The sequence below is a fragment of the Sideroxyarcus emersonii genome (genome assembly GCF_021654335.1).
Taxonomy (GTDB): domain Bacteria; phylum Pseudomonadota; class Gammaproteobacteria; order Burkholderiales; family Gallionellaceae; genus Sideroxyarcus; species Sideroxyarcus emersonii.
On sequence record NZ_AP023423.1, the window covers coordinates 2,551,324 to 2,569,386 of the forward strand.

Below are 18,063 nucleotides of genomic sequence, written 5' to 3' on the forward strand. Positions count from 1 at the left end.
GTTGCGGTTGAAGTACCGGAGCGGATTGTTGAGTATATTTTGCCGGTTGGCAAGAGGGACAACGCCAAACACCCCCTTTCGATGCACGGCGCTCGGGTTGCCGAACAGGCCAGCCCCCTGCAAATCGCGCAACGGGATCAGCCCAGCAGGCTCTCCGGTTCGACCGTGCTGCCGGTGATTGCCACCACTTTATGGCGCGACTGGCCGCCTTGCTTGAGTTCGACCTGGCGCAGCGGCACGCCGAAAGATTCGGCAATGAATTTCAGCAGTGCCTCGTTGGCCCGGCCCTCGATGGGCGGTGCGGCAAGGCGTATCTTCAGCGCTTCACCGTGCAACCCCGCCACATCGGTACGCTTTGCGCCAGGCTGGATGTGCAAAGTCAGGGTGAGTACGCCGCCGTTGCGGCGATACCACCCGCTCACAACAGTCTCATCACGGCCTGTTCGAGACCGCCGACCGGCACGATCAGGATGAACTGGCAGATGAGGAACAGCACCAGCACCGAGAGGTCGACGTTGCCCACCGGCGGGATGCGGCTGCGCAGCGGCTGCAGGAACGGCCGGTTCACTGCGAACAGCATGGGCGCCAGCGGCGTGTGCGGGTTGACCCAGGACAGGATGGCTTCGGCGAGTAACGTAACGATGAGCAGATAGATGCTGATCTTCAGCAGCTTGACGGCCGTCCATGCCAGCAAGCCGGCCAGCGGGAAGGAATCAAACGCATAGCCTTGCACCCACAGGTAGGCGCCGAGATAGATGAATTCGACCGCGAACGCCAGCAGCAGCGTGGCAGTGTCCAGCTTCCAGGCCGCCGGGACGAAACGGCGCAGGCGCAGCACGGCGAAGTCGGTGAGGGCCATCAGGAACTCGCCGATCGGATTGCGCATTGGCGCCCGCAACCAGACGGCGTGAAAACGGAACAGCAGGATGGCGGCAAACGGTTGCACCAGCGCATCCAGCAGAAACGACAGTGTCTCACCCAGCATCAGGCATCCTTCCCGAGTTCGTCGCCCAGCTCCCTGGAACGTGCTGCCGCCGCATGGATTGCGGCGACGATGCCCTGCTTCACCTGGCTCGCCTCCATGCTGAGCAGCGCCTTCTCGGTCGTCCCTTTCTTGGAGGTCACGCGGCCGCGCAAGAGCGCGACATCTTCCTGGCTGCTCTCGGCCAGCTTGCTGGCACCGAGGAAGGTATCCAGCACCAGCTGCCGTGCCTGCGCCTCGTCCAGCCCCAGTTCATAGGCAGCCTGCTGCATCGCCTCGATGAAATAGAACACGTAGGCCGGCCCGCTGCCGGAGATCGCCGTCACCGCGTCCAGCATCTCTTCGTCGTCGACCCACAAGGTGCTGCCCACCGCCGAGAGGATGGATTCGGCGCGATGGCATTGCTCCGGCACGACAGCGGGCATGGCATACAGTGCGGTAACGCCGCTGCGTATGAGCGCGGGCGTGTTCGGCATGCAGCGCACGATGTTGTGCGTTCCCAGCCAGCGCGCCATGTCCTGCGTCCGGATACCGGCTGCGATGGAAATGACGAGCTGTCCGGCCAGGATCGGTGCAAGCTGCAGCGCAACCTCCTGCAGCTGTTGCGGCTTGATGGCGAGAATCAGCACTTCCGCATGTGCCACCGCCACAGCCAGTTCCGGCGTCGCCCTGACCCCGAATTCGTTGTGCAGCTCCGCACTCTTTTCCTTGCTGACTTCCACAACGTGCATCTTGGACGGCGAGTATCCGCGCTTGATCAGGCCGCCAATCAACGCTTTCGCCATGTTGCCACCGCCGATGAATGTGATTTTCATTTGCTTTTCCTATGTTCTGTGACCGAATATTGCCGAACCGATGCGCACGATGGTCGCCCCTTCCTGTATCGCCGCCGGAAAATCCTGCGACATGCCCATCGACAAGGTGTCCACCGCTACCCCCTGCGACTTGAGTCGCTCAAGCAGCTCGCGCATCTGCGCGAACGGCCTGCGCTGCTGCATTTCCCCGGGGGCTGGTGATGGTATCGACATCAGGCCGCGCAACTTGAGATGCGGCAGCCGCGCCACCTCGCGCGCGAGTTGCTCCACCTCTGCCGGTGCGACACCGCTCTTGGTCGCCTCGCCGCTCACGTTCACCTGCAGGCACACATTCAGCGGCGGCATGTGCGCGGGGCGCTGTGCCGACAGGCGTTCGGCAATCTTCAGCCTGTCCACGCTGTGCACCCAGGCAAAATTCTCGGCGATCGCGCGCGTCTTGTTGCTCTGGATGGGGCCGATGAAGTGCCACTCCAGCGGCAGGTCGCGCAGCGCCTCGATCTTCTCCAGCGCTTCCTGCAGATAATTCTCGCCGAAAGCGATCTGCCCTGCGCGATATGCCTCGCGTACCGCTTCCGCCGGAAAGGTCTTGCTCACGGCTAGCAGATGCACATCCGCAACCTGCCTGCCTGCCGATTCCACAGCGCGCGAAACGGCGGCGCGGGTCGCTTGCAAGTTGGAGAGGATTGCAGTCATAATCACCCGGTCATTCGCCATTAAGCTCGGTTTTCAACGCTCAGGATTATATATGGATATCACCGAACTGCTCGCCTTCGGCGTGAAGAACAAAGCTTCCGACTTGCACCTCTCCGCCGGCCTGCCACCGATGATCCGCGTACACGGCGACATGCGCCGCATCAACCTGCCCCCGATGGATCACAAGGAAGTCCACGCCATGGTGTACGACATCATGAACGACGGGCAGCGCAAGCATTACGAAGAGAATAAGGAAGTCGACTTCTCGTTCGAAGTACCTAACCTGGCGCGCTTCCGCGTCAATGCCTTCATCCAGAACCGCGGCGCCGGCGCCGTCATGCGGACCATTCCTTCCAAGATCCTGACGCTGGAAGACCTGAAGGCGCCGGCCATCTTCAAGGACATCTCGGAGTTCCCGCGCGGCATGGTGCTGGTGACCGGCCCGACCGGCTCAGGCAAATCCACCACGCTGGCGGCGATGGTGAACCACATCAACGAGAACGAGATGGGCCACATCCTGACCGTGGAAGACCCGATCGAGTTCGTGCACGAATCGAAGAAGAGCCTGGTCAACCAGCGTGAGGTCGGCCCGCATACGCTGTCGTTCAACAACGCGCTGCGTTCGGCACTGCGCGAAGACCCGGACGTGATCCTCGTCGGCGAGATGCGCGACCTCGAGACCATCCGCCTGGCCATGACGGCGGCCGAAACCGGCCACCTGGTGTTCGGCACCTTGCACACCAGTTCTGCAGCCAAGACCATCGACCGTATCATCGACGTGTTCCCGGCCGACGAGAAGGAGATGGTGCGCGCAATGCTGTCCGAATCGCTGCGCGCGGTGATCTCGCAGACGCTGCTCAAGACCAAGGACGGTTCCGGCCGCGCTGCGGCGCACGAGATCATGATCTGCACCCCGGCCATCCGCAACCTGATCCGCGAAGCCAAGGTGCCGCAGATGTATTCCGCCATCCAGACCGGCGGCAACATCGGCATGCAGACGCTGGACCAATGCCTGTCCGACCTGGTCAAGCGCAACATCGTGTCTTCCGCCGAAGCCCGCGGCAAGGCGGTGAACAAGGATCTTTTCCCGGGCTAAGCGGCCCGACAGACGAATCGATAGAGGTACCCTATGGAAAGAGACCAGGCCACCGAACTGGTGCACAACCTGCTGCGCGGGATGATCTCGCAGAAGGCATCCGACCTGTTCATCACCTCTGGCTTCCCGCCCGCATTCAAGATTGACGGCAGGATGACGCCGGTGTCCAGCCAGGCGCTGACATCTCAGCACACGCAGGAACTGGCGCGCAGCATCATGAACGACCGCCAGGCGGCGGAGTTCGAATCCACGCACGAATGCAACTTTGCCATCAGCCCGCCCGGAATCGGGCGCTTCCGCGTCAACGTGTTCATGCAGCAGCAACGCGTCGGCATGGTGCTGCGCACCATCACCACCAAGATCCCCACCTTCGACGAACTCGGCTTGCCCAACGTGCTGAAGGATGTCGTGATGACCAAGCGCGGCCTGGTGATCCTGGTCGGCGGCACCGGTTCGGGCAAGTCCACTTCGCTGGCCGCGATGCTGGGGCACCGCAACCACAACAGTTACGGCCACATCATCACCATCGAGGACCCGGTGGAGTTCGTGCACGACCACGACAAGTGCATCATCACCCACCGCGAAGTGGGCGTGGATACCGACAATTGGCAGATCGCACTGAAGAACACACTGCGGCAGGCGCCCGACGTCATCCTGATCGGCGAGATCCGCGACCGCGAGACGATGGAATATGCCGTCGCCTTCTCTGAAACCGGCCACCTGTGTCTGGCCACGCTGCACGCCAACAGCGCCAACCAGGCGCTCGACCGCATCATCAACTTCTTCCCCGAAGACCGGCGCGAGCAGTTGCTGATGGACCTGTCGCTCAACATCAAGGCGCTCATCTCGCAGCGCCTGATCCCCAGGCGCGACGGCAAGGGCCGCGCTGCCGCCTTCGAAATCCTGCTCAATTCGCCGCTGATCTCCGACCTGATCTTCAAAGGCCACGTGCATGAGATCAAGGAAGTCATGTCCAGGTCGCGCGAGCTCGGCATGCAGACCTTCGACCAGGCCTTGTTCGACCTGCACGAGAGCGGGGCGATCAGTTACGAGGAAGCGCTCAAGAACGCCGACTCCGTCAACGACCTGCGCCTGAAGATCAAGCTGGAAGGCCAGGCTTCCAAGGACCGGAACGTGCTCAGCGGCACGGAAAACCTGCGTATGACCTGAAGCGGGAGACTGGCCCCCGCCGCCCCTTCCCTGCACCCGTCCGCGTCACTCGCGGTACATCTCCGGAAACCGTTTGCGCAATTCGTACAGCTTGGGCATGTCGTTGAACACGATGTAGGGCTGATAGGGGTGCAGCGCCAGATAGTTCTGGTGATGCTCCTCCGCCGGATAGAAACTTGGCAACGGCACCACCTGGGTGACGATGGGTGCGGCGTAGGTGCCTGCCGCGGTCAGTTGCCTGATGTACTCCTGCGCGATTTGCCGTTGCCCGTCGTCGGTATAAAAAATGGCCGACCGATATTGGCTGCCGACATCGGGACCCTGGCGATCGAGTTGGGTAGGGTCATGGGCCACGCTGAAGAATATCCGCAGCAACTGCCGATAGGATACCTGCGCCGGATCAAAAGTCACCTGCACCGCTTCGGCATGCGCGGTATCGCCCCTGCTCACCTGCTCATAATGTGCCGTGGCGGCGTTGCCGCCGGCATAGCCGGAGACGACAGCGGCCACGCCCCTGACATGCCTGAACACCGCATCCACCCCCCAGAAACAGCCGCCAGCGAACACCGCCGACTGCTCGGCCGCCGACGCCAGCAAGGGCAACGGACACAGGCTGAGCAGCAGCACCATGGCCCCAAGAATATGTCTGGACACAGCGTGGAATGCAAACATGGGAAACCTCCTCATGGTCAGCCGAAGGTGAAAGCGTATGCCTCCGCCCCTTCATCGAGGAATTCAATGCGGAAGACCCGTGCCTGCGCCCCCCCGCTTTGCCGGATCAGTTGATACAGGCGCTGCTCGCGGATGACGCCGTATCCTGCCGTATCCACATCGGCGCCGTGGTCCTTGCCCGGCGCCACCCCGTCGATCAGCACCCTGAAGCGCACCGGCTTGCCGTCATGCGAGCCCAGCACCAGATGCAGGTCGCGCCCCCGGAAGTGGTATTCGATCACCCCGCCGGACGCCCCCAGCACGGCCGCTTCCCTGCCTACCCGCCAGGTGCCGCTCAGCGCCCATTGATCGGGCCTGAGCCTGTGCGGCACGCTGTAATGTGCCGCGACATCGTTGCGCATCGCTTCGCGCGAAGAAAAATTCTCCTGCCGCGCATAGCCCAGATAGGTTTCCGGCGATCGTTCCGCGCTATCTGCTGCCGCAGTCGCACCGCTGCCTTGCACCTGCACTAGCCCATGGTTGGGTGCCAGATCCTGTCGAGCTTCCTTGAGCAAGCTCTGGATCATCTGTTCGGTCTCGCCGTATGCACCTTCGCCGAAATGCTCATGGCGGATGCGCCCCTGGGCATCGATCAGGTAATGCGCCGGCCAGTATTCGTTGTGAAAGGCATTCCAGATCGCATATTGATTATCGATCGCCACTGGATAACGGATCCCCAGCTCGCGTAGCGCCTGCGTCACATTAGCGGCATCCTTCTCGAAGGCGAATTCGGGCGCGTGCACACCGACGATGACCAACCCTTGCGCGCGATACCTTTCATCCCAGGCCTTCAGGTAAGGCAGGGTGCGCAGACAGTTGATGCAGGAATATGTCCAGAAATCGACCAGCACCACCTTGCCGCGCAGTCTCTGCCCGTCCAGCGGCGGGGAGTTGAGCCACTGCGTGGCGCCATCCAGCGCTGGAGCCATGCGCCACGTCGCAGGATCTGCAGCAGGCCGTTGTGCCAACCGCTCGATCAATTGCTGCTCGGCGGCAGCGGTACCCGGTACGGAAGATCGCGCGAGGAAACGCGTATCCCAGCCCAGTCCGATGACGACGATGCCCGCCACCACGGCCACGCCAAGCGCTCGCCGCATCCACTCCCCGAAGCCGAGGCTGAGCTTCATCCAGGCGATCAGCCTGCCGCCGGCCAGCAGTGCCAGGGTCAGCGAAGTGGCGGCACCAGCGGCAAACGTCAACAACAATGCCGTACTGTAGAGATTCGCGCCATTCAGTGCGGCGCCTGCGAGTACCAGCCCCAATATCGGACCGGCACAGGGTGCCCACAGGAAACCCACTGCGACCCCCAGCAACATTGAACCACGCAGGCTACCCTGCCGCTCCGCATGTCGTTGCAGGCTCCCGCCCAGTGCAACGAAAGGACGCATCAGGCGCTCCGACCACGCCGGGAAGATCAGCGCCAGCCCCAGCGCGAACAGCAACGACATCGCCGCGTAACGGCCATACTGGTTCACCTCGACCAGCCATCCCCCGCCCATCGCAGCCAGGCTCGCCAGTGTCGCGAAGGTCGCCGCCATGCCGAACAAAACCGGCAAGCCGGAACGGCGGAACGGCCCGTCCGAACGAGCAAAGACGAACGGCAGCACCGGCAACACACAGGGGCTGAGAATGGTGAGCACGCCACCCAGGTAGACCAGCAGGAAGATCGACACGGCGTTCATGCCTTGTCTGGTCGCGGCACGAAACGCAACGCTACTGTATTCATGCAATAGCGCAGTCCGGTCGGCTTCGGGCCATCGTCGAACACATGGCCGAGGTGTGCATCGCACAAGGCACAGCGCACTTCGGTGCGTGTCATGCCGAACAGGCGGTCTTCGCTGGTGCGTACGTTCTCCGGTGCGATGGGTTGCCAGAAGCTGGGCCAACCGGTGCCGGAATCGTACTTGGTGCCGGCGTCGAACAAGGCATTGTCGCAGCACACGCAACGGTACAGTCCGGGTTCATGCCTGTCATAGCCTGGCTGCGAGAACGCGCGTTCCGTGCCCTGCTGGCGCGTCACTTCATAGGCCAGCGGCGACAGGCGCTGTCGCCATTCCGCATCCCTGTTCACTTTGTCCAGGGTGACGCGCCCCAGCGGCTTGCCTGCGTCGGAGAAGCGCATGATGGTCACTTGCATATTGTTCGTCCCGGCAGAGGCGCGCACAGCATAGGACAGTGCAATGCCGGATAAGGCGGATAGAAATTCCCTGCGTAACATGATGTTATCTCCTGCGGACCGGATTGTGCCCAACCGATTGGATTGGGGTACCTGCCACCAAGTTCGGCTCCCGGCAGAAAATAGTTACACAATCTGCACAACCAGAATGACAGGGATCACGGCAGGGTCATGACACGAAAGGGGGCGTGCGCCCGACCAGCGCCTCTGCCAGCATCAGCTCTTCATCGGTATGGTTGGGCCTGGCCAGCCGGCCTGCCGCATGGATGCACTGGCCCGGCTGCCCTTGGCCGTAGATATAGAGCGGCTTGTCGTGATGCGCAGAGATCACGGTTTCCCTGCTGGTCGCATCGCCGTTGGCGACGACATCGACTTCGCCATAGCAATCGCAGAAATAGGTGCGTTCCGGGCCCGCCTCCAGATAGACCCCGGTACCGCGGATGCCGATGGTCGCGGATGGCGTTTCGATGCGCATGCCTTTGTTGCGCGACACCGACAGCAGTTTGCCCGCCAGCAGCCGAAGACTGCCGATCAACAGCGAGCCCGCATCGTTCCCCTCCCTGGGCTGAATCACCAGATGGCTGCCCCCGCGCAACAGCATCGCATGATCGCCGACCACAAAGACGATCTCGCTGCCCGGCGCCGTCTTGATGGTGTCGCTGGGTCCGATGCGGGTATGCGCATCCACCCTGTTGCCGTTCACCCACACATGGCCGGATACCCGGTAGACCGATTGCGTATCCGGCAATCTGGCCGGTGGACTGAAGATCGCCGCCATCGCCTTCGCTGCGGGCAGCAAAGTCGCCAACAGCCCTGCTGCCGCACCTCGCAGCAAACGCCTGCGCTGCACACTGCCCACCCTGTCGCCTCGATCCATGCTCGCTCCCCTGGTTGCCACGATTCATCCGTCATGCCGAAAAACATTCCGTCCGCTGCAGAGCAGCAGCCACCGCAGCCGCATCGTGATTCGCATCAGACAGGAAAAAGGTTACACCGGCAAGTCATGTTGCCGGCAACCGGGTCGGCGTTGCGACTATTATTAAATTAATTTCATGTACGACTTCGCCGGCTATCGCATCGGTACAATCTGCCGGAACCTTCAATTCTTCCGCCACCAGATCGCCATCAGCATGGAGTCGCACATCATGGAATGGAAAAACGAGTACTCGATCGGGATACAGGAGATAGACGACCAGCACAAACTGCTGCTGCGCAGTTTCACTGCCATCGAAGAGTCCATCCGCTCCGATCAGGGCTGGTCCAACACCCACTATGCCATCCTTGAACTGAACCAGCTGGCCAGCATGCACTTCACCTTCGAGGAAGCGCTGATGAAGATGTTCGGCTATCCGGAGGCGGAGGCGCATAAACGCGAGCATCAGCGCTTCTTTGCCGAAATGGGCCGCATAGAAAGACACTCGCTGAACAAGTCGGCCGAGGTCGAGATGGTCCAATTCCTGCGCAGCTGGCTGACCTCACACATACTCGGCAGCGACAGGGGTTATGCCGGACACATCTTTTCCGGCGCACAGGTCGTCAGGTCCGCTCCCGCTGCAGCAGCCGTTTCAGGGCTGAAGGTGCTGTCCGATATCCTGTAGCCTCCCTCGAACTTCCGGCCGGCAGTCGGCGCCCCCAAACTTTCTGTTCGAGACGATGTAACCTTTCCTGTCCGTTCCCCGAATCAAGCGATGGAGACGCACTCTCCATCACTTTCAACTTGATAAAGGGAATCATCATGAAGACAACTCAAGGCATCCTCTCCGCAGCAATCGGCAGTCTGTTGGTCGTCGGCCTTGCCGGCAATGCAGCTGCCGCAGACATGAAAATGGAAAAATGTTTCGGCATCGCCAAGGCCGGCAAGAACGATTGCTCCAGCAACAAGAGCGCGCACGCCTGCGCCGGACAAGCCACCCGGAACAATGATCCGCTGGATTTCGTGGCCGTTCCCAAAGGCACCTGCGACAAGATCGCCAATGGCACGACCGAGCCGGCCGGCATGATGATGAAATGATGAGCGCACCCGCAAGCCCGGCGCTGCCCGATGTCGCAGGCATCGGCTTGCGGGCGCCGCATTACCGGGAAGTACTCGAACTTCGCCCGGCCCTCGGCTGGGTCGAGGTTCACAGCGAGAATTTTTTCGGCGGCGGTGCGCCATTGCACACGCTGCTGCAAGTGGCACAACACTACCCGGTCAGCCTGCACGGCGTCGGCATGGGCCTAGCCTCGCCCGATCCGCTGGACACCCGGCATCTGCGCGAGCTGCGCCAGCTGTGCGATGCAGTCGATCCTGCCAGCATCTCCGAACACCTGTGCTGGAATGCGGTTGGTGGAAAGGTGATCAACGACCTGCTGCCTTTCCCGTATACGCAGCATGCGCTGGCGCATGTCGCCGCTCGCGTGCAACAGGTACAGGATGCCCTGGGACGCAGGATACTGGTCGAGAACCTTTCCTTCTATCTGGCGTTCCGCAGCAGCGAGATGCGCGAGGAGGAATTCCTGGCCGAGCTGGTGGCGCGCACCGGCTGCGGCATCCTGTTCGACGTGAACAACCTGTTCGTCAATGCCGTGAATCTGGGAGTCGATGCGGACGCCTTCATACGCGGCATCCCTGCCGAGGCCGTCGGCGAATACCATCTGGCCGGCCCCAGCCTGATCGACGGCTGCCTGGTGGATACGCACAGCGCACCGGTATTCGACGACGCCTGGGAACTGTACGAAACGGCGCTGCGTCACATCGGCAGAAGGCCGACGCTGATCGAGTGGGACGTGGATATCCCCGCTCTGGATGTGCTGCAGGCCGAAGCCCGCAAGGCGCAACAGCGCATGGACCGGTCATGAGCGGCTGGACCGACACGCTGGAACGCTTCTCCGATGCCATCCGCACCGGCACTGGATTCGCACCCGGAGAGATCGTTTGCCCGCGCTACCCGGATCAGCGCGGCATCGAAGTGTATCGCAACAACCACCGCGGCAACCTGCACGACGCCCTGGCCGGTGCTTACCCGGTGATCCGGCAACTGGTCGGCGAAGAATTCTTCCGCCTGCTGGCCAGGCATTTCATCGAACGGCATCCATCGCGCAGCGGCGACCTGCATCGCTATGGTGCCGGGATGGCGGAATTCCTGGCGCATTTCGAACCCGTACGTCGCCTCGCCTATCTGCCGGACATGGCAAAACTGGAGTGGGCATACCACCGTGCGTATTTTGCCGCCGATACGGCGCCGTTTGACCTCACACGCCTGGCTGGCATCGCACCCGAAGCGTATGCGGCCCTGACCTGGCGCTTGCATCCCAGCTGCACACTGCTCGCTTCCGCGTTCCCCATCATGGCGATCTGGCAGGCGCATCAGGACGGCCCCCCCGCCGCGCTCGACATAGATCTGGACAGCGGCGGTGCAAGCCTGCTGGTATGCCGCAACGGCCTGGATGGTGCGATCTTCAACATCGCGCCGGACAGCCATTGCTGGCTGGAGCAACTGCAGCAGGGCAGCACGTTGGAAACGGCGACCGAAACGACCTTGTCCGCCCACCCCGGTTTCGACCTGGCAAGCACGCTGCATCGCTGGCTGGAACTGGGCGTGTTGACCGACTTCGACATGGCACAGGAGGAATCGCGATGAATGCACTGCACAACGCTTTGCAACTCTATTACCGCACCAGCAGTCTGCCGGCACTGGCCAGCCCGGTACTGGATGCCAGCCTGCGCCTGTTCCTGGCGAGCGCGTTCTTCCGATCCGGCCTGACCAAGATCCAGAACTGGGACAGTACGCTGTACCTGTTCCGCGAAGAATACCGGGTGCCGCTGTTGCCACCGGACTTCGCCGCCTGTCTCGGCACCGGTGCCGAACTGGCATTCCCCGTGCTGCTTGCGCTCGGTCTGTTCGGGCGCTTTGCGGCACTGGGACTGTCCATCCTGAATGCGGTCGCCGCCTATTCGTACTACGACCAGCTGGGCGAGGCAGGACTTAACCAGCACCTCTACTGGGGACTGCTGCTCGCCGCATTGCTGGTGCACGGGCCGGGCAAATGGTCGCTGGACGCATGGCTGGAACAACGCTGCCGCTAGGGAGACTGCGCATGTCGACGATGGCGGGTTACTATTCGCCTGTGTACTTAACGAATGGCGATCAGGTGACGGATAGCGGCGACAACCTTGCTGCCTTGATGCAGCGGTCCCTTGGCGGCGACTCGCAAGCCTATGCCATGCTGCTGAAAGAGACGGCACGACTGCTGCGTCCCTTTCTGCTGAAGCGTCTATACTCGAGCAACGAAGTCGACGACGTGCTGCAGGAGATCCTGATCTCCGTGCACAAGGCGCGCCATACCTACGACGGCGAGCGGCCGTACAAGCCTTGGGTGTATGCCATCGCAAAATTCCGCCTGCAGGATCATCTGCGCGCGCATTACGCCGACCGGCTGCACGACGCCGAGGATCTGTCCGAGCTGGAAGAAGTACTGCCGGATGACGCCGTCGAACCCGGTTTCGACTACGAATCCATCCGCGCCGAGGTCGCCAGGCTGCCGGAGAAACAGGCAACCATCCTGCAATTGATGCACCACGATGGTTACACTGCCAGGGAAGTCGCCGCCAGGACCGGCATGACCGAATCGGCGGTCAAGGTCGCGGCGCACCGCGCCTACAAAGTGTTGAGAATGAGACTGGAAAGATAATGGCCAATATCGACGACCTTGTTGCGGATCTCGCACAGCAAGCAGGTACGGTGAAGCCTGCGCCGCATCCCTACAGGCTGAGCCTGCAATGGATAGGCGCCGCCGCCGCCTACCTCGCGCTGTCGCTCGCACTCTCCGGCGTGCGGCCCGACCTGGCGGAAAAGCTGCACAACATCTGGTTCGCTGCCGAGATCCTTTCCCTGCTCGCCGTCTTCATCGTCACCTCGCTGAGTGCCGCCCTGCTGGCCTTTCCCGACCTGTACCAGAAGCGCCACCTGGCGTTCGCACCGATACTGCCGTTCCTGCTGTTCCTGCTGGTCATGGCGCTGGCCTGGCATGCCGACAGCCCGCCTGCGCCGTTGCCCATCCACAGCTTCGAATGCACCGCCGGCATCACGCTGATGGCATTGCTGCCTGCGGCGTGGACGTTCTACTCGATGCGCCGCTACGCCAGTACGCACTACCGGCTGGCGGGCAGCGTCGCACTGCTTTCCGCTTTCAGCGTGGGTGCCCTGTGGCTACGGCTGCATGAAGCGAACGACTCCATCGTGCACGTCATCGAATGGCACTACCTGCCGATGCTGGTCATCGGCCTGCTGGGCCTGTGGCTGGGGAAAGTGCTGCTCAAATGGTGACCGCCCCGGCGCGACTGGCGCATGATCGGCGCCCCGCTATAATCGCGGCAACCCGCCACCGGAAGTCTGTCATGCCCAGACACACCGCTCCCGATCATGCTCGGCTCGACCGTGTCGTTGCCGAAGCCCGCAAGCAGCGCGAACTGCGCGAGGCCGGCTATCGCGAACGCGCACTCAAGCTGTTTCCCTGGATATGCCGCCGCTGCGGCCGCGAGTTCACCGGTGCACGCCTGCGCGAACTCACCGTCCATCACAAGGACCACAACCACGACAACAATCCAGCGGACGGGAGCAATTGGGAATTTCAGTGCATCTATTGCCACGACAACGAACATTCGCGCATGCTGGACGAAGCCGCGAGGACGCGCGATGCCGGCGGCCCTGCCGCCGCGACACACCAGCCGTTCGCCGAACTGAAGAAATTGTTGAAGAAAGAGTGAGCCGCCTAGTCGGCCGGTCCCGCAAAACTGCCGACCGCGCGCTCCGACCAGGTCCACAGGCGCTGTGCCAGCTGCCGATCGAGCGCCGGCGCAGCGGCAGCAGTCTCGGTACAGACGTCGAAATATCTTCCCGTCAGTTTGGCCACCTCGGGCGAGGTGGCGAGATAGACCGATGTGCGCGCCCCCTCGGCCACCGACCCTCCCGGCATGCTAAAAGCGGCATGCAGCAACTTGGTGCCGATCACTCCCGGATGCAGGCTGTTGGAGGTCAACCAGGGTTCGCGTCGCGCCAGCTCGTTCGCAAACAGCACATTGGCCAGTTTGGAATTGGCATAGGCCTGATAGCCATTGAAATTGCGCTCGCAATCCATGTCGTCGAACGGAATGCGCCCACCGGCATGCACCATGGAACTGACCGTGACCACGCGCGGCGCCGTCGATCTTTTCAGCACGGCAAGCAGCCGCCCGGTCAGCAGAAAGTGGGCGAGATGATTCACCGCCAGCGTCATCTCGAAACCGTCGTGCGAGATCCTGCGTTCGGTCATGTAGACACCGGCATTGTTGATCAGCACATCCAGTCGCGGCAACCGCGCCGCCAATTCCCGGGCCATGCCGGCAACTGCGGCAAGGTCTGCCAGGTCGGCGCTGGCGCTATGCAGGACCGCAGCCGGCGCGACGGCACGTACCGCATCGCAAGCGCGCCTCGCCTTTTCTTCACTGCGCCCGTGCAGCACCAGTTCGCATCCCTGCCTCGCCAGTTCCCTGGCGGTCGCCAGGCCGATGCCATCGGTCGCCCCGGTGATGAGTATCGTCTTCATGCTCAATCGGTAATCTCGAAAACGGAATAGCTGCCCGAGGCCGGCTCCATCTCGACCCGCGCCACCTGTGCCAGTTGCGGCCCGCATTGCGCCCAGCGCACGATGGCATCCACCGCATCGGCCTGCCCTTGCACCACCGCTTCCACCGTTCCGTCGCTGCGATTGCGCACCCAGCCGGAGATGGAAAGAGATTGCGCCTCGCGCCGCATGGAGTCGCGGAAATACACTCCCTGCACGCGACCGTGTATCAGCAGGCGCAGGGTCTTGCAGCTTGGGAATGGAGGTGGGGGCATGGTGGGTTACCTGCCGCGGGCTAATGCGCTTTCCTCAGCAGCCGGGCTTTCGGCATCCAGAATTTATTCTCCGGATGCTCTTCAGCGGCCACATAGATGCTGTCGCTGTCCTTGGGGCTGTATAGCACTTGTACCTTCTGGTTCTGTTCGCCCCTGTAGCATTTTGCGATCGCTTCCTCGAACGTCGAGACCCCGGCTTTCGCCCTGAGCCTGTCCAAAGCCTGCTTCTCGCTGCCCTGGACCACGGGTTCGCCGGTCTTGCCGATCTCCGGTGCAGCGCCGGTGGGCAGCATATGGGCGATCATCACGCCCAGCACGTAGTTGGCGTAGTCCGAGAGCTCATCGCTCTTGCAGGAATAGAACGGCTCCTGCCGCGTCGTGAAGGTGACCGCACGCGTGCCTGCCGGACATTCGGCTGTCAGGCAGTTCGTCATATCCGACGCCGCCTGATCAACGACCGCCGGGCTTGCATCGTGCTTGCCGCTGCCGGCATACCACTGCAACAGCAGAATAAGCAGCAAGGCCAGCAGCGCGAGCGCCATCCCCGCATACCTGGCCTGCGCCGCCCGCGGCTGGCGATCGGCAGCCGCGTCTGCCGGACTGGGTTCGCCACAGTACGGACAAGGCTCGGTGCTCGATGCGACGATTCTTTTGCACTTCCTGCAGGTGATCAATGCCATCGGATTTCTTCCGGATCTGCGAATGCAAAATCTATCAGCAAAGCATGGGCAAGGCTACATCGGCGTAGAGGTATGCCGCATCGCAGCCAGGCAGTGTCAAATCACCGTCAAGACGTGGCGATATTTGCTGCCGGAGCACAGAAATCGGCATGCGCTGTCAACAGACCTTGCCGACAAACGTTGCTTGCTTGCCGGCGCAAAAACTCTGCCGGGCCTTCAAGGCAACACAAGGACCCGTTCTTCGCCCATCTGAAGCAGGTCCGCTCGTTCTCAACCACACGGAGGAAGCATGAAATCTGTCATTGGAAGCATAGCTGCAACAGCGGGCCTGATGATCGCCGGCAACACCCTGGCCGTCGACATGCCACCGCTGGCAAAGGAATTGAATTGCGTTGCATGCCATGCGATCGACCACAAGGTTGTTGGTCCGGCCTGGCGCGATGTGGCCAACCGGTATACCGGCAAGGGCGTGAAAACCTTTACCTATAAAGGCAAGGAATATCCGCTGATCGAGGGACTGGTGATGAAGGTATCCAAAGGCGGTTCCGGCAACTGGGGCAGCATGCCCATGCCGGCGAACGACCTGAGCGGCGTCAAGAAGGCACAGATCACCGAACTGGTGAAATTCGAGCAGAGCCTGGCCAACAAGTAGATCGACCGCCATCGCCCGGGATGGCGTCCAGGTCGTTTCGGCTTGCGACGCCTCCCGCCACGCGACCTTGCAGCCGCGGAAAGCTGCGGATCGAACTAGTCGCCCGGCGCGAATTGCAGCGAACAGGACAGGACGCCGGCGACGAACAGGTATTCGCCTTGCCCGGCAGGCGCACCCTGCGATAATTTGAAGCACACCAGGGTAGCAACGGCCTTGCGAACCTTCTGATGCGTCACCAGTTCCCATGCCGCATCGAACTCATCCTGCCTGAAGACCAGTTCAAGGCCAATGCTGCTCTGGTTCTGCAGCCTGGGGATGTACATCCGGCCGATCTCTCCGCTGCTCGTTGCTTTGGGCACCGGGACATAGCCGGAATCGCCGGCAGCGATATTGACCCTTGAAGTATCGACCGTCGTGTGCGTGGCAAGGTAATGGAAGAATTTCTCGTCGAACTCCTGGTCCGACTCGACCTGCGACTCGCGCTTGCCCGCAGAGCCCAGGAACTCGAAATCGGCACTCGGCTTGTTTTCCCTCAGTTGCCGCGCCGACACGACCTTCTCGCACGAGAATCTCAGCGCCCGGGCAGACATCTGGCTCGACAGGTCTTCAGACTTCCCCATGCTGTTGACCAGGAACGCATCGAGTTTGAGTTCAAGCGAGAGTTCTATCATTTTGGCCGGTTGCTCCCTGCCACGATCTTGTACTCGAACAGGCGGCATTCGATCGCGCCGTTGAAAAGCGGCGTGCGCCTGGAGGGGGTCAGCCGCATCAGCTTGGCGATGCGCAGGTCGGCCGTGAACAGGTAGGCGTTCCAGCCGCCGAATCTCTGCTTCAGCACGTCGCCCAGTTTGGGATACAGCGCTGCCAGTTCGTCCTCGTCGCCCATGCGTTCGCCATAGGGCAGGTTCGCCACGAGAATGCCTGTCTTTTCCGGCGGCGAGGCTTCCAGCGCATTGCACTGTTTCAGGTCCACCGTCTCGCGTATGCCCGCCTCTTCCAGGTTCTGGTGCGCCGCCTTGAGCGCGTCGCCATACAGGTCGCTGCCGTAGATCGGCAGTTCGCTCACCGGCAGTTGTGCGGCGATGGCCGCTTCGCGCATGGCGTTCCAGCTCTTCGCATCGAAGTTTTTCAGTTTCTCGAAAGCGAAATGGCGCGCGACGCCGGGCTGGATGTTGAGCGACATCTGCGCCGCCTCGATGAGGAAGGTTCCGCTGCCGCACATCGGGTCGAACAGCGGGATGCCGGGCTTCCAGCCGGTCAGCTTGAGGATGCCGGCGGCCAGATTCTCGCGCAGCGGTGCGATGTTGGTATGCAGGCGCACGCCGCGCTTGTACAGCGCATCGCCCGAGGTATCTAGGTACATGGTGAACTTCTCGCCCTCGAAGAAGGCATGGATGCGCATGTCCGGATCGAGCTTGGCCACGCTCGGACGCGCATCCTTCTCGGCGCGGAACTTGTCGCACACCGCATCCTTGATCTTCAGCGTGATGAACTCCAGGCTCTTCAGCGGACACTTGATCGCCGTAACCTTCACCAGGATGGTGCAGCTCACGTCGAACCAGCGCACCCACGGCAGATCGTAAACGACCTTGTACACATCCTGTTCGTTGCGGAACGGCGTGGCGTCCTTGACGCGCCACAGGATGCGCGAAGCGAGCCGGCTCTGCAGATTGGCGCGATAGCACAGCGGCCAGTCGCCGGCAAAGGCGACACCGCCTTCGGTCGGGCGCACATCCGTGGCGCCGAAACCGGCGAGCTCATCGGTGAGAAGTTTTTCCAGTCCGCGCGGACAGGTGGCGAAAAAATCTGGCATCTTAAAAAGGTTTCACGACGACGAGGATGACTACGGCAAGGAGTACCAGTACCGGCACTTCATTGAAGAAGCGGAACCAGACATGGCTGCGGGTGTTGCGCTCGGCAGCGAACACCTTGACCAGGTGGCCGCAATAAAAATGATACGCGACCAGTCCGGCCACCAGGGCGACCTTGGCATGTATCCAGCCGCCGTTGAAGATGTCGCGATGGCCCAGCCATAGCCACAGGCCGGTGGCCACAGCAAGTACGCCGATCGGCGTGACGAACTTGTACAGCTTGCGCTCCATCAGCTTGAGGCGCTCTTTCACCGCCGCCTCTTCCGCCATCGCATGATTGACGAAAATGCGCGGCAGGTAGAACAGGCCGGCGAACCAGCTGACCACGAAGAAGATATGAAAAGCTTTCAGCCACAACAT

26 protein-coding genes are annotated in these 18,063 nt (G+C 61.9%); 12 read left to right on the forward strand and 14 right to left on the reverse strand.

Translation table 11 applies throughout. The annotated features are described in order from the left end of the window. Window positions 1-137 precede the first annotated feature (137 nt). The 4 genes from L6418_RS12400 to L6418_RS12415 are packed head-to-tail and all read right to left on the reverse strand — an operon-like array spanning window position 138 to window position 2,490. Window positions 138-422, reverse strand: coding sequence for a DUF167 domain-containing protein (locus L6418_RS12400; protein WP_237247233.1), 285 nt, complete (start codon window positions 420-422; stop codon window positions 138-140). Continuing rightward, complete coding sequence (locus L6418_RS12405) at window positions 419-985, reverse strand: YggT family protein (protein WP_237247234.1); 567 nt, start codon at window positions 983-985, stop codon at window positions 419-421. Before L6418_RS12405 ends, L6418_RS12400 begins: the two co-directional genes overlap by 4 nt. Then, entirely contained in the window at window positions 985-1,797 is an 813-nt protein-coding gene (gene proC, locus L6418_RS12410) for a pyrroline-5-carboxylate reductase (RefSeq protein ID WP_237247235.1), read from the reverse strand. Before proC ends, L6418_RS12405 begins: the two co-directional genes overlap by 1 nt. Before the next feature lie 9 nt (window positions 1,798-1,806). Continuing rightward, the gene (locus tag L6418_RS12415) at window positions 1,807-2,490 is read right to left on the reverse strand and encodes a YggS family pyridoxal phosphate-dependent enzyme (RefSeq protein ID WP_237247236.1); all 684 of its coding nucleotides are present in this window, start codon (window positions 2,488-2,490) and stop codon (window positions 1,807-1,809) included. Window positions 2,491-2,542: 52 nt separating this feature from the next. Between L6418_RS12415 and L6418_RS12420 the strand changes: the two genes are divergently transcribed. Both L6418_RS12420 and L6418_RS12425 read left to right on the forward strand, forming a co-directional pair. Further along, window positions 2,543-3,586, forward strand: a complete 1,044-nt coding sequence (locus tag L6418_RS12420) for a type IV pilus twitching motility protein PilT (protein ID WP_237247237.1) — start codon at window positions 2,543-2,545, stop codon at window positions 3,584-3,586. Window positions 3,587-3,619: 33 nt separating this feature from the next. Then, window positions 3,620-4,756, forward strand: a complete 1,137-nt coding sequence (locus L6418_RS12425; RefSeq protein WP_237247238.1) for a PilT/PilU family type 4a pilus ATPase — start codon at window positions 3,620-3,622, stop codon at window positions 4,754-4,756. Between the two features lie 45 nt (window positions 4,757-4,801). Here L6418_RS12425 and msrA read toward each other — a convergent pair whose 3' ends face one another. The 4 genes from msrA to L6418_RS12445 all read right to left on the reverse strand — a co-directional run bounded on the left by msrA (window position 4,802) and on the right by L6418_RS12445 (window position 8,520). Beyond that, the gene (msrA, locus tag L6418_RS12430) at window positions 4,802-5,428 is read right to left on the reverse strand and encodes a peptide-methionine (S)-S-oxide reductase MsrA (protein WP_269807815.1); all 627 of its coding nucleotides are present in this window, start codon (window positions 5,426-5,428) and stop codon (window positions 4,802-4,804) included. 17 nt (window positions 5,429-5,445) lie between these two features. Further along, window positions 5,446-7,149 (reverse strand): cytochrome c biogenesis protein DipZ, encoded by a 1,704-nt coding sequence (locus tag L6418_RS12435; RefSeq protein ID WP_237247239.1) that lies wholly within the window; start codon window positions 7,147-7,149, stop codon window positions 5,446-5,448. After that, window positions 7,146-7,685: a peptide-methionine (R)-S-oxide reductase MsrB gene (gene msrB, locus L6418_RS12440; protein WP_237247240.1), complete on the reverse strand. Its 540-nt coding sequence runs from the start codon at window positions 7,683-7,685 to the stop codon at window positions 7,146-7,148. Before msrB ends, L6418_RS12435 begins: the two co-directional genes overlap by 4 nt. Before the next feature lie 127 nt (window positions 7,686-7,812). After that, on the reverse strand, window positions 7,813-8,520 hold the full coding sequence (locus L6418_RS12445) for a FecR family protein (RefSeq protein ID WP_237247241.1): 708 nt from the start codon (window positions 8,518-8,520) through the stop codon (window positions 7,813-7,815). A 175-nt stretch (window positions 8,521-8,695) separates the two neighbouring features. Here L6418_RS12445 and L6418_RS12450 point away from each other — a divergent pair, with 175 nt between their 5' ends. The 8 genes from L6418_RS12450 (at window position 8,696) to L6418_RS12485 (ending at window position 13,389) form a co-directional block, all read left to right on the forward strand. Further along, window positions 8,696-9,241, forward strand: a complete 546-nt coding sequence (locus L6418_RS12450) for a bacteriohemerythrin (protein ID WP_237247242.1) — start codon at window positions 8,696-8,698, stop codon at window positions 9,239-9,241. A 137-nt stretch (window positions 9,242-9,378) separates the two neighbouring features. Next, the gene (locus L6418_RS12455; RefSeq protein ID WP_237247243.1) at window positions 9,379-9,654 is read left to right on the forward strand and encodes a DUF2282 domain-containing protein; all 276 of its coding nucleotides are present in this window, start codon (window positions 9,379-9,381) and stop codon (window positions 9,652-9,654) included. Next, complete coding sequence (locus L6418_RS12460; RefSeq protein ID WP_237247244.1) at window positions 9,651-10,481, forward strand: DUF692 domain-containing protein; 831 nt, start codon at window positions 9,651-9,653, stop codon at window positions 10,479-10,481. Before L6418_RS12455 ends, L6418_RS12460 begins: the two co-directional genes overlap by 4 nt. After that, entirely contained in the window at window positions 10,478-11,263 is a 786-nt protein-coding gene (locus tag L6418_RS12465) for a DUF2063 domain-containing protein (RefSeq protein ID WP_237247245.1), read from the forward strand. Before L6418_RS12460 ends, L6418_RS12465 begins: the two co-directional genes overlap by 4 nt. After that, window positions 11,260-11,709, forward strand: a complete 450-nt coding sequence (locus L6418_RS12470; RefSeq protein ID WP_237247246.1) for a DoxX family protein — start codon at window positions 11,260-11,262, stop codon at window positions 11,707-11,709. The genes L6418_RS12465 and L6418_RS12470 overlap by 4 nt, the downstream gene beginning before the upstream one ends. Before the next feature lie 11 nt (window positions 11,710-11,720). Further along, the gene (locus L6418_RS12475) at window positions 11,721-12,314 is read left to right on the forward strand and encodes a sigma-70 family RNA polymerase sigma factor (protein WP_237247247.1); all 594 of its coding nucleotides are present in this window, start codon (window positions 11,721-11,723) and stop codon (window positions 12,312-12,314) included. Further along, window positions 12,314-12,949 (forward strand): DUF1109 domain-containing protein, encoded by a 636-nt coding sequence (locus L6418_RS12480; protein ID WP_237247248.1) that lies wholly within the window; start codon window positions 12,314-12,316, stop codon window positions 12,947-12,949. The genes L6418_RS12475 and L6418_RS12480 overlap by 1 nt, the downstream gene beginning before the upstream one ends. Before the next feature lie 71 nt (window positions 12,950-13,020). Continuing rightward, entirely contained in the window at window positions 13,021-13,389 is a 369-nt protein-coding gene (locus L6418_RS12485; RefSeq protein ID WP_237247249.1) for a YajD family HNH nuclease, read from the forward strand. A gap of 5 nt (window positions 13,390-13,394) precedes the next feature. On the opposite strand, the gene L6418_RS12490 is transcribed toward L6418_RS12485, so the two are convergent. Genes L6418_RS12490 through L6418_RS12500 form a run of 3 tightly spaced genes read right to left on the reverse strand, consistent with a single transcriptional unit; the run spans window position 13,395 to window position 15,042 of the window. Beyond that, entirely contained in the window at window positions 13,395-14,207 is an 813-nt protein-coding gene (locus L6418_RS12490) for an SDR family oxidoreductase (protein ID WP_237247250.1), read from the reverse strand. Window positions 14,208-14,209: 2 nt separating this feature from the next. Continuing rightward, the gene (locus L6418_RS12495; protein WP_237247251.1) at window positions 14,210-14,500 is read right to left on the reverse strand and encodes an acylphosphatase; all 291 of its coding nucleotides are present in this window, start codon (window positions 14,498-14,500) and stop codon (window positions 14,210-14,212) included. A gap of 20 nt (window positions 14,501-14,520) precedes the next feature. Beyond that, window positions 14,521-15,042 (reverse strand): hypothetical protein, encoded by a 522-nt coding sequence (locus L6418_RS12500; RefSeq protein ID WP_237247252.1) that lies wholly within the window; start codon window positions 15,040-15,042, stop codon window positions 14,521-14,523. An 88-nt stretch (window positions 15,043-15,130) separates the two neighbouring features. Here L6418_RS12500 and L6418_RS12505 point away from each other — a divergent pair, with 88 nt between their 5' ends. Both L6418_RS12505 and L6418_RS12510 read left to right on the forward strand, forming a co-directional pair. Then, window positions 15,131-15,433: a hypothetical protein gene (locus L6418_RS12505; protein ID WP_237247253.1), complete on the forward strand. Its 303-nt coding sequence runs from the start codon at window positions 15,131-15,133 to the stop codon at window positions 15,431-15,433. Between the two features lie 36 nt (window positions 15,434-15,469). After that, entirely contained in the window at window positions 15,470-15,832 is a 363-nt protein-coding gene (locus tag L6418_RS12510) for a c-type cytochrome (RefSeq protein ID WP_237247254.1), read from the forward strand. 95 nt (window positions 15,833-15,927) lie between these two features. Here the strand turns inward: L6418_RS12510 and L6418_RS12515 are convergent, their stop codons facing one another. Genes L6418_RS12515 through L6418_RS12525 form a run of 3 tightly spaced genes read right to left on the reverse strand, consistent with a single transcriptional unit; the run spans window position 15,928 to window position 18,063 of the window. Then, window positions 15,928-16,503, reverse strand: coding sequence for a hypothetical protein (locus L6418_RS12515; protein ID WP_237247255.1), 576 nt, complete (start codon window positions 16,501-16,503; stop codon window positions 15,928-15,930). Continuing rightward, the gene (locus L6418_RS12520; protein WP_237247256.1) at window positions 16,500-17,645 is read right to left on the reverse strand and encodes a class I SAM-dependent RNA methyltransferase; all 1,146 of its coding nucleotides are present in this window, start codon (window positions 17,643-17,645) and stop codon (window positions 16,500-16,502) included. The genes L6418_RS12515 and L6418_RS12520 overlap by 4 nt, the downstream gene beginning before the upstream one ends. 1 nt (window position 17,646) lies before the next feature. Next, entirely contained in the window at window positions 17,647-18,063 is a 417-nt protein-coding gene (locus L6418_RS12525) for a CopD family protein (protein ID WP_237247257.1), read from the reverse strand.

Excerpts from the sequence above, each read along its gene's own strand:
- L6418_RS12450 (WP_237247242.1), top strand. The coding sequence starts at position 8,696 with ATGTACGACTTCGCCGGCTATCGCATCGGTACAATCTGCCGGAACCTT.
- L6418_RS12460 (WP_237247244.1), top strand. The coding sequence starts at position 9,651 with ATGATGAGCGCACCCGCAAGCCCGGCGCTGCCCGATGTCGCAGGCATC.
- L6418_RS12485 (WP_237247249.1), top strand. The coding sequence starts at position 13,021 with ATGCCCAGACACACCGCTCCCGATCATGCTCGGCTCGACCGTGTCGTT.
- L6418_RS12515 (WP_237247255.1), bottom strand. The coding sequence starts at position 16,503 with ATGATAGAACTCTCGCTTGAACTCAAACTCGATGCGTTCCTGGTCAAC.
- msrA (WP_269807815.1), bottom strand. The coding sequence starts at position 5,428 with ATGTTTGCATTCCACGCTGTGTCCAGACATATTCTTGGGGCCATGGTG.
- L6418_RS12445 (WP_237247241.1), bottom strand. The coding sequence starts at position 8,520 with ATGGATCGAGGCGACAGGGTGGGCAGTGTGCAGCGCAGGCGTTTGCTG.
- L6418_RS12405 (WP_237247234.1), bottom strand. The coding sequence starts at position 985 with ATGCTGGGTGAGACACTGTCGTTTCTGCTGGATGCGCTGGTGCAACCG.
- L6418_RS12435 (WP_237247239.1), bottom strand. The coding sequence starts at position 7,149 with ATGAACGCCGTGTCGATCTTCCTGCTGGTCTACCTGGGTGGCGTGCTC.
- L6418_RS12455 (WP_237247243.1), top strand. The coding sequence starts at position 9,379 with ATGAAGACAACTCAAGGCATCCTCTCCGCAGCAATCGGCAGTCTGTTG.
- L6418_RS12470 (WP_237247246.1), top strand. The coding sequence starts at position 11,260 with ATGAATGCACTGCACAACGCTTTGCAACTCTATTACCGCACCAGCAGT.
- L6418_RS12475 (WP_237247247.1), top strand. The coding sequence starts at position 11,721 with ATGTCGACGATGGCGGGTTACTATTCGCCTGTGTACTTAACGAATGGC.
- L6418_RS12495 (WP_237247251.1), bottom strand. The coding sequence starts at position 14,500 with ATGCCCCCACCTCCATTCCCAAGCTGCAAGACCCTGCGCCTGCTGATA.
- L6418_RS12480 (WP_237247248.1), top strand. The coding sequence starts at position 12,314 with ATGGCCAATATCGACGACCTTGTTGCGGATCTCGCACAGCAAGCAGGT.
- L6418_RS12415 (WP_237247236.1), bottom strand. The coding sequence starts at position 2,490 with ATGACTGCAATCCTCTCCAACTTGCAAGCGACCCGCGCCGCCGTTTCG.
- L6418_RS12500 (WP_237247252.1), bottom strand. The coding sequence starts at position 15,042 with ATGGCGCTCGCGCTGCTGGCCTTGCTGCTTATTCTGCTGTTGCAGTGG.
- L6418_RS12520 (WP_237247256.1), bottom strand. The coding sequence starts at position 17,645 with ATGCCAGATTTTTTCGCCACCTGTCCGCGCGGACTGGAAAAACTTCTC.
- L6418_RS12465 (WP_237247245.1), top strand. The coding sequence starts at position 10,478 with ATGAGCGGCTGGACCGACACGCTGGAACGCTTCTCCGATGCCATCCGC.
- msrB (WP_237247240.1), bottom strand. The coding sequence starts at position 7,685 with ATGTTACGCAGGGAATTTCTATCCGCCTTATCCGGCATTGCACTGTCC.
- L6418_RS12510 (WP_237247254.1), top strand. The coding sequence starts at position 15,470 with ATGAAATCTGTCATTGGAAGCATAGCTGCAACAGCGGGCCTGATGATC.
- L6418_RS12525 (WP_237247257.1), bottom strand. The coding sequence starts at position 18,063 with ATGTTGTGGCTGAAAGCTTTTCATATCTTCTTCGTGGTCAGCTGGTTC.
- L6418_RS12420 (WP_237247237.1), top strand. The coding sequence starts at position 2,543 with ATGGATATCACCGAACTGCTCGCCTTCGGCGTGAAGAACAAAGCTTCC.
- L6418_RS12490 (WP_237247250.1), bottom strand. The coding sequence starts at position 14,207 with ATGAAGACGATACTCATCACCGGGGCGACCGATGGCATCGGCCTGGCG.
- L6418_RS12425 (WP_237247238.1), top strand. The coding sequence starts at position 3,620 with ATGGAAAGAGACCAGGCCACCGAACTGGTGCACAACCTGCTGCGCGGG.
- proC (WP_237247235.1), bottom strand. The coding sequence starts at position 1,797 with ATGAAAATCACATTCATCGGCGGTGGCAACATGGCGAAAGCGTTGATT.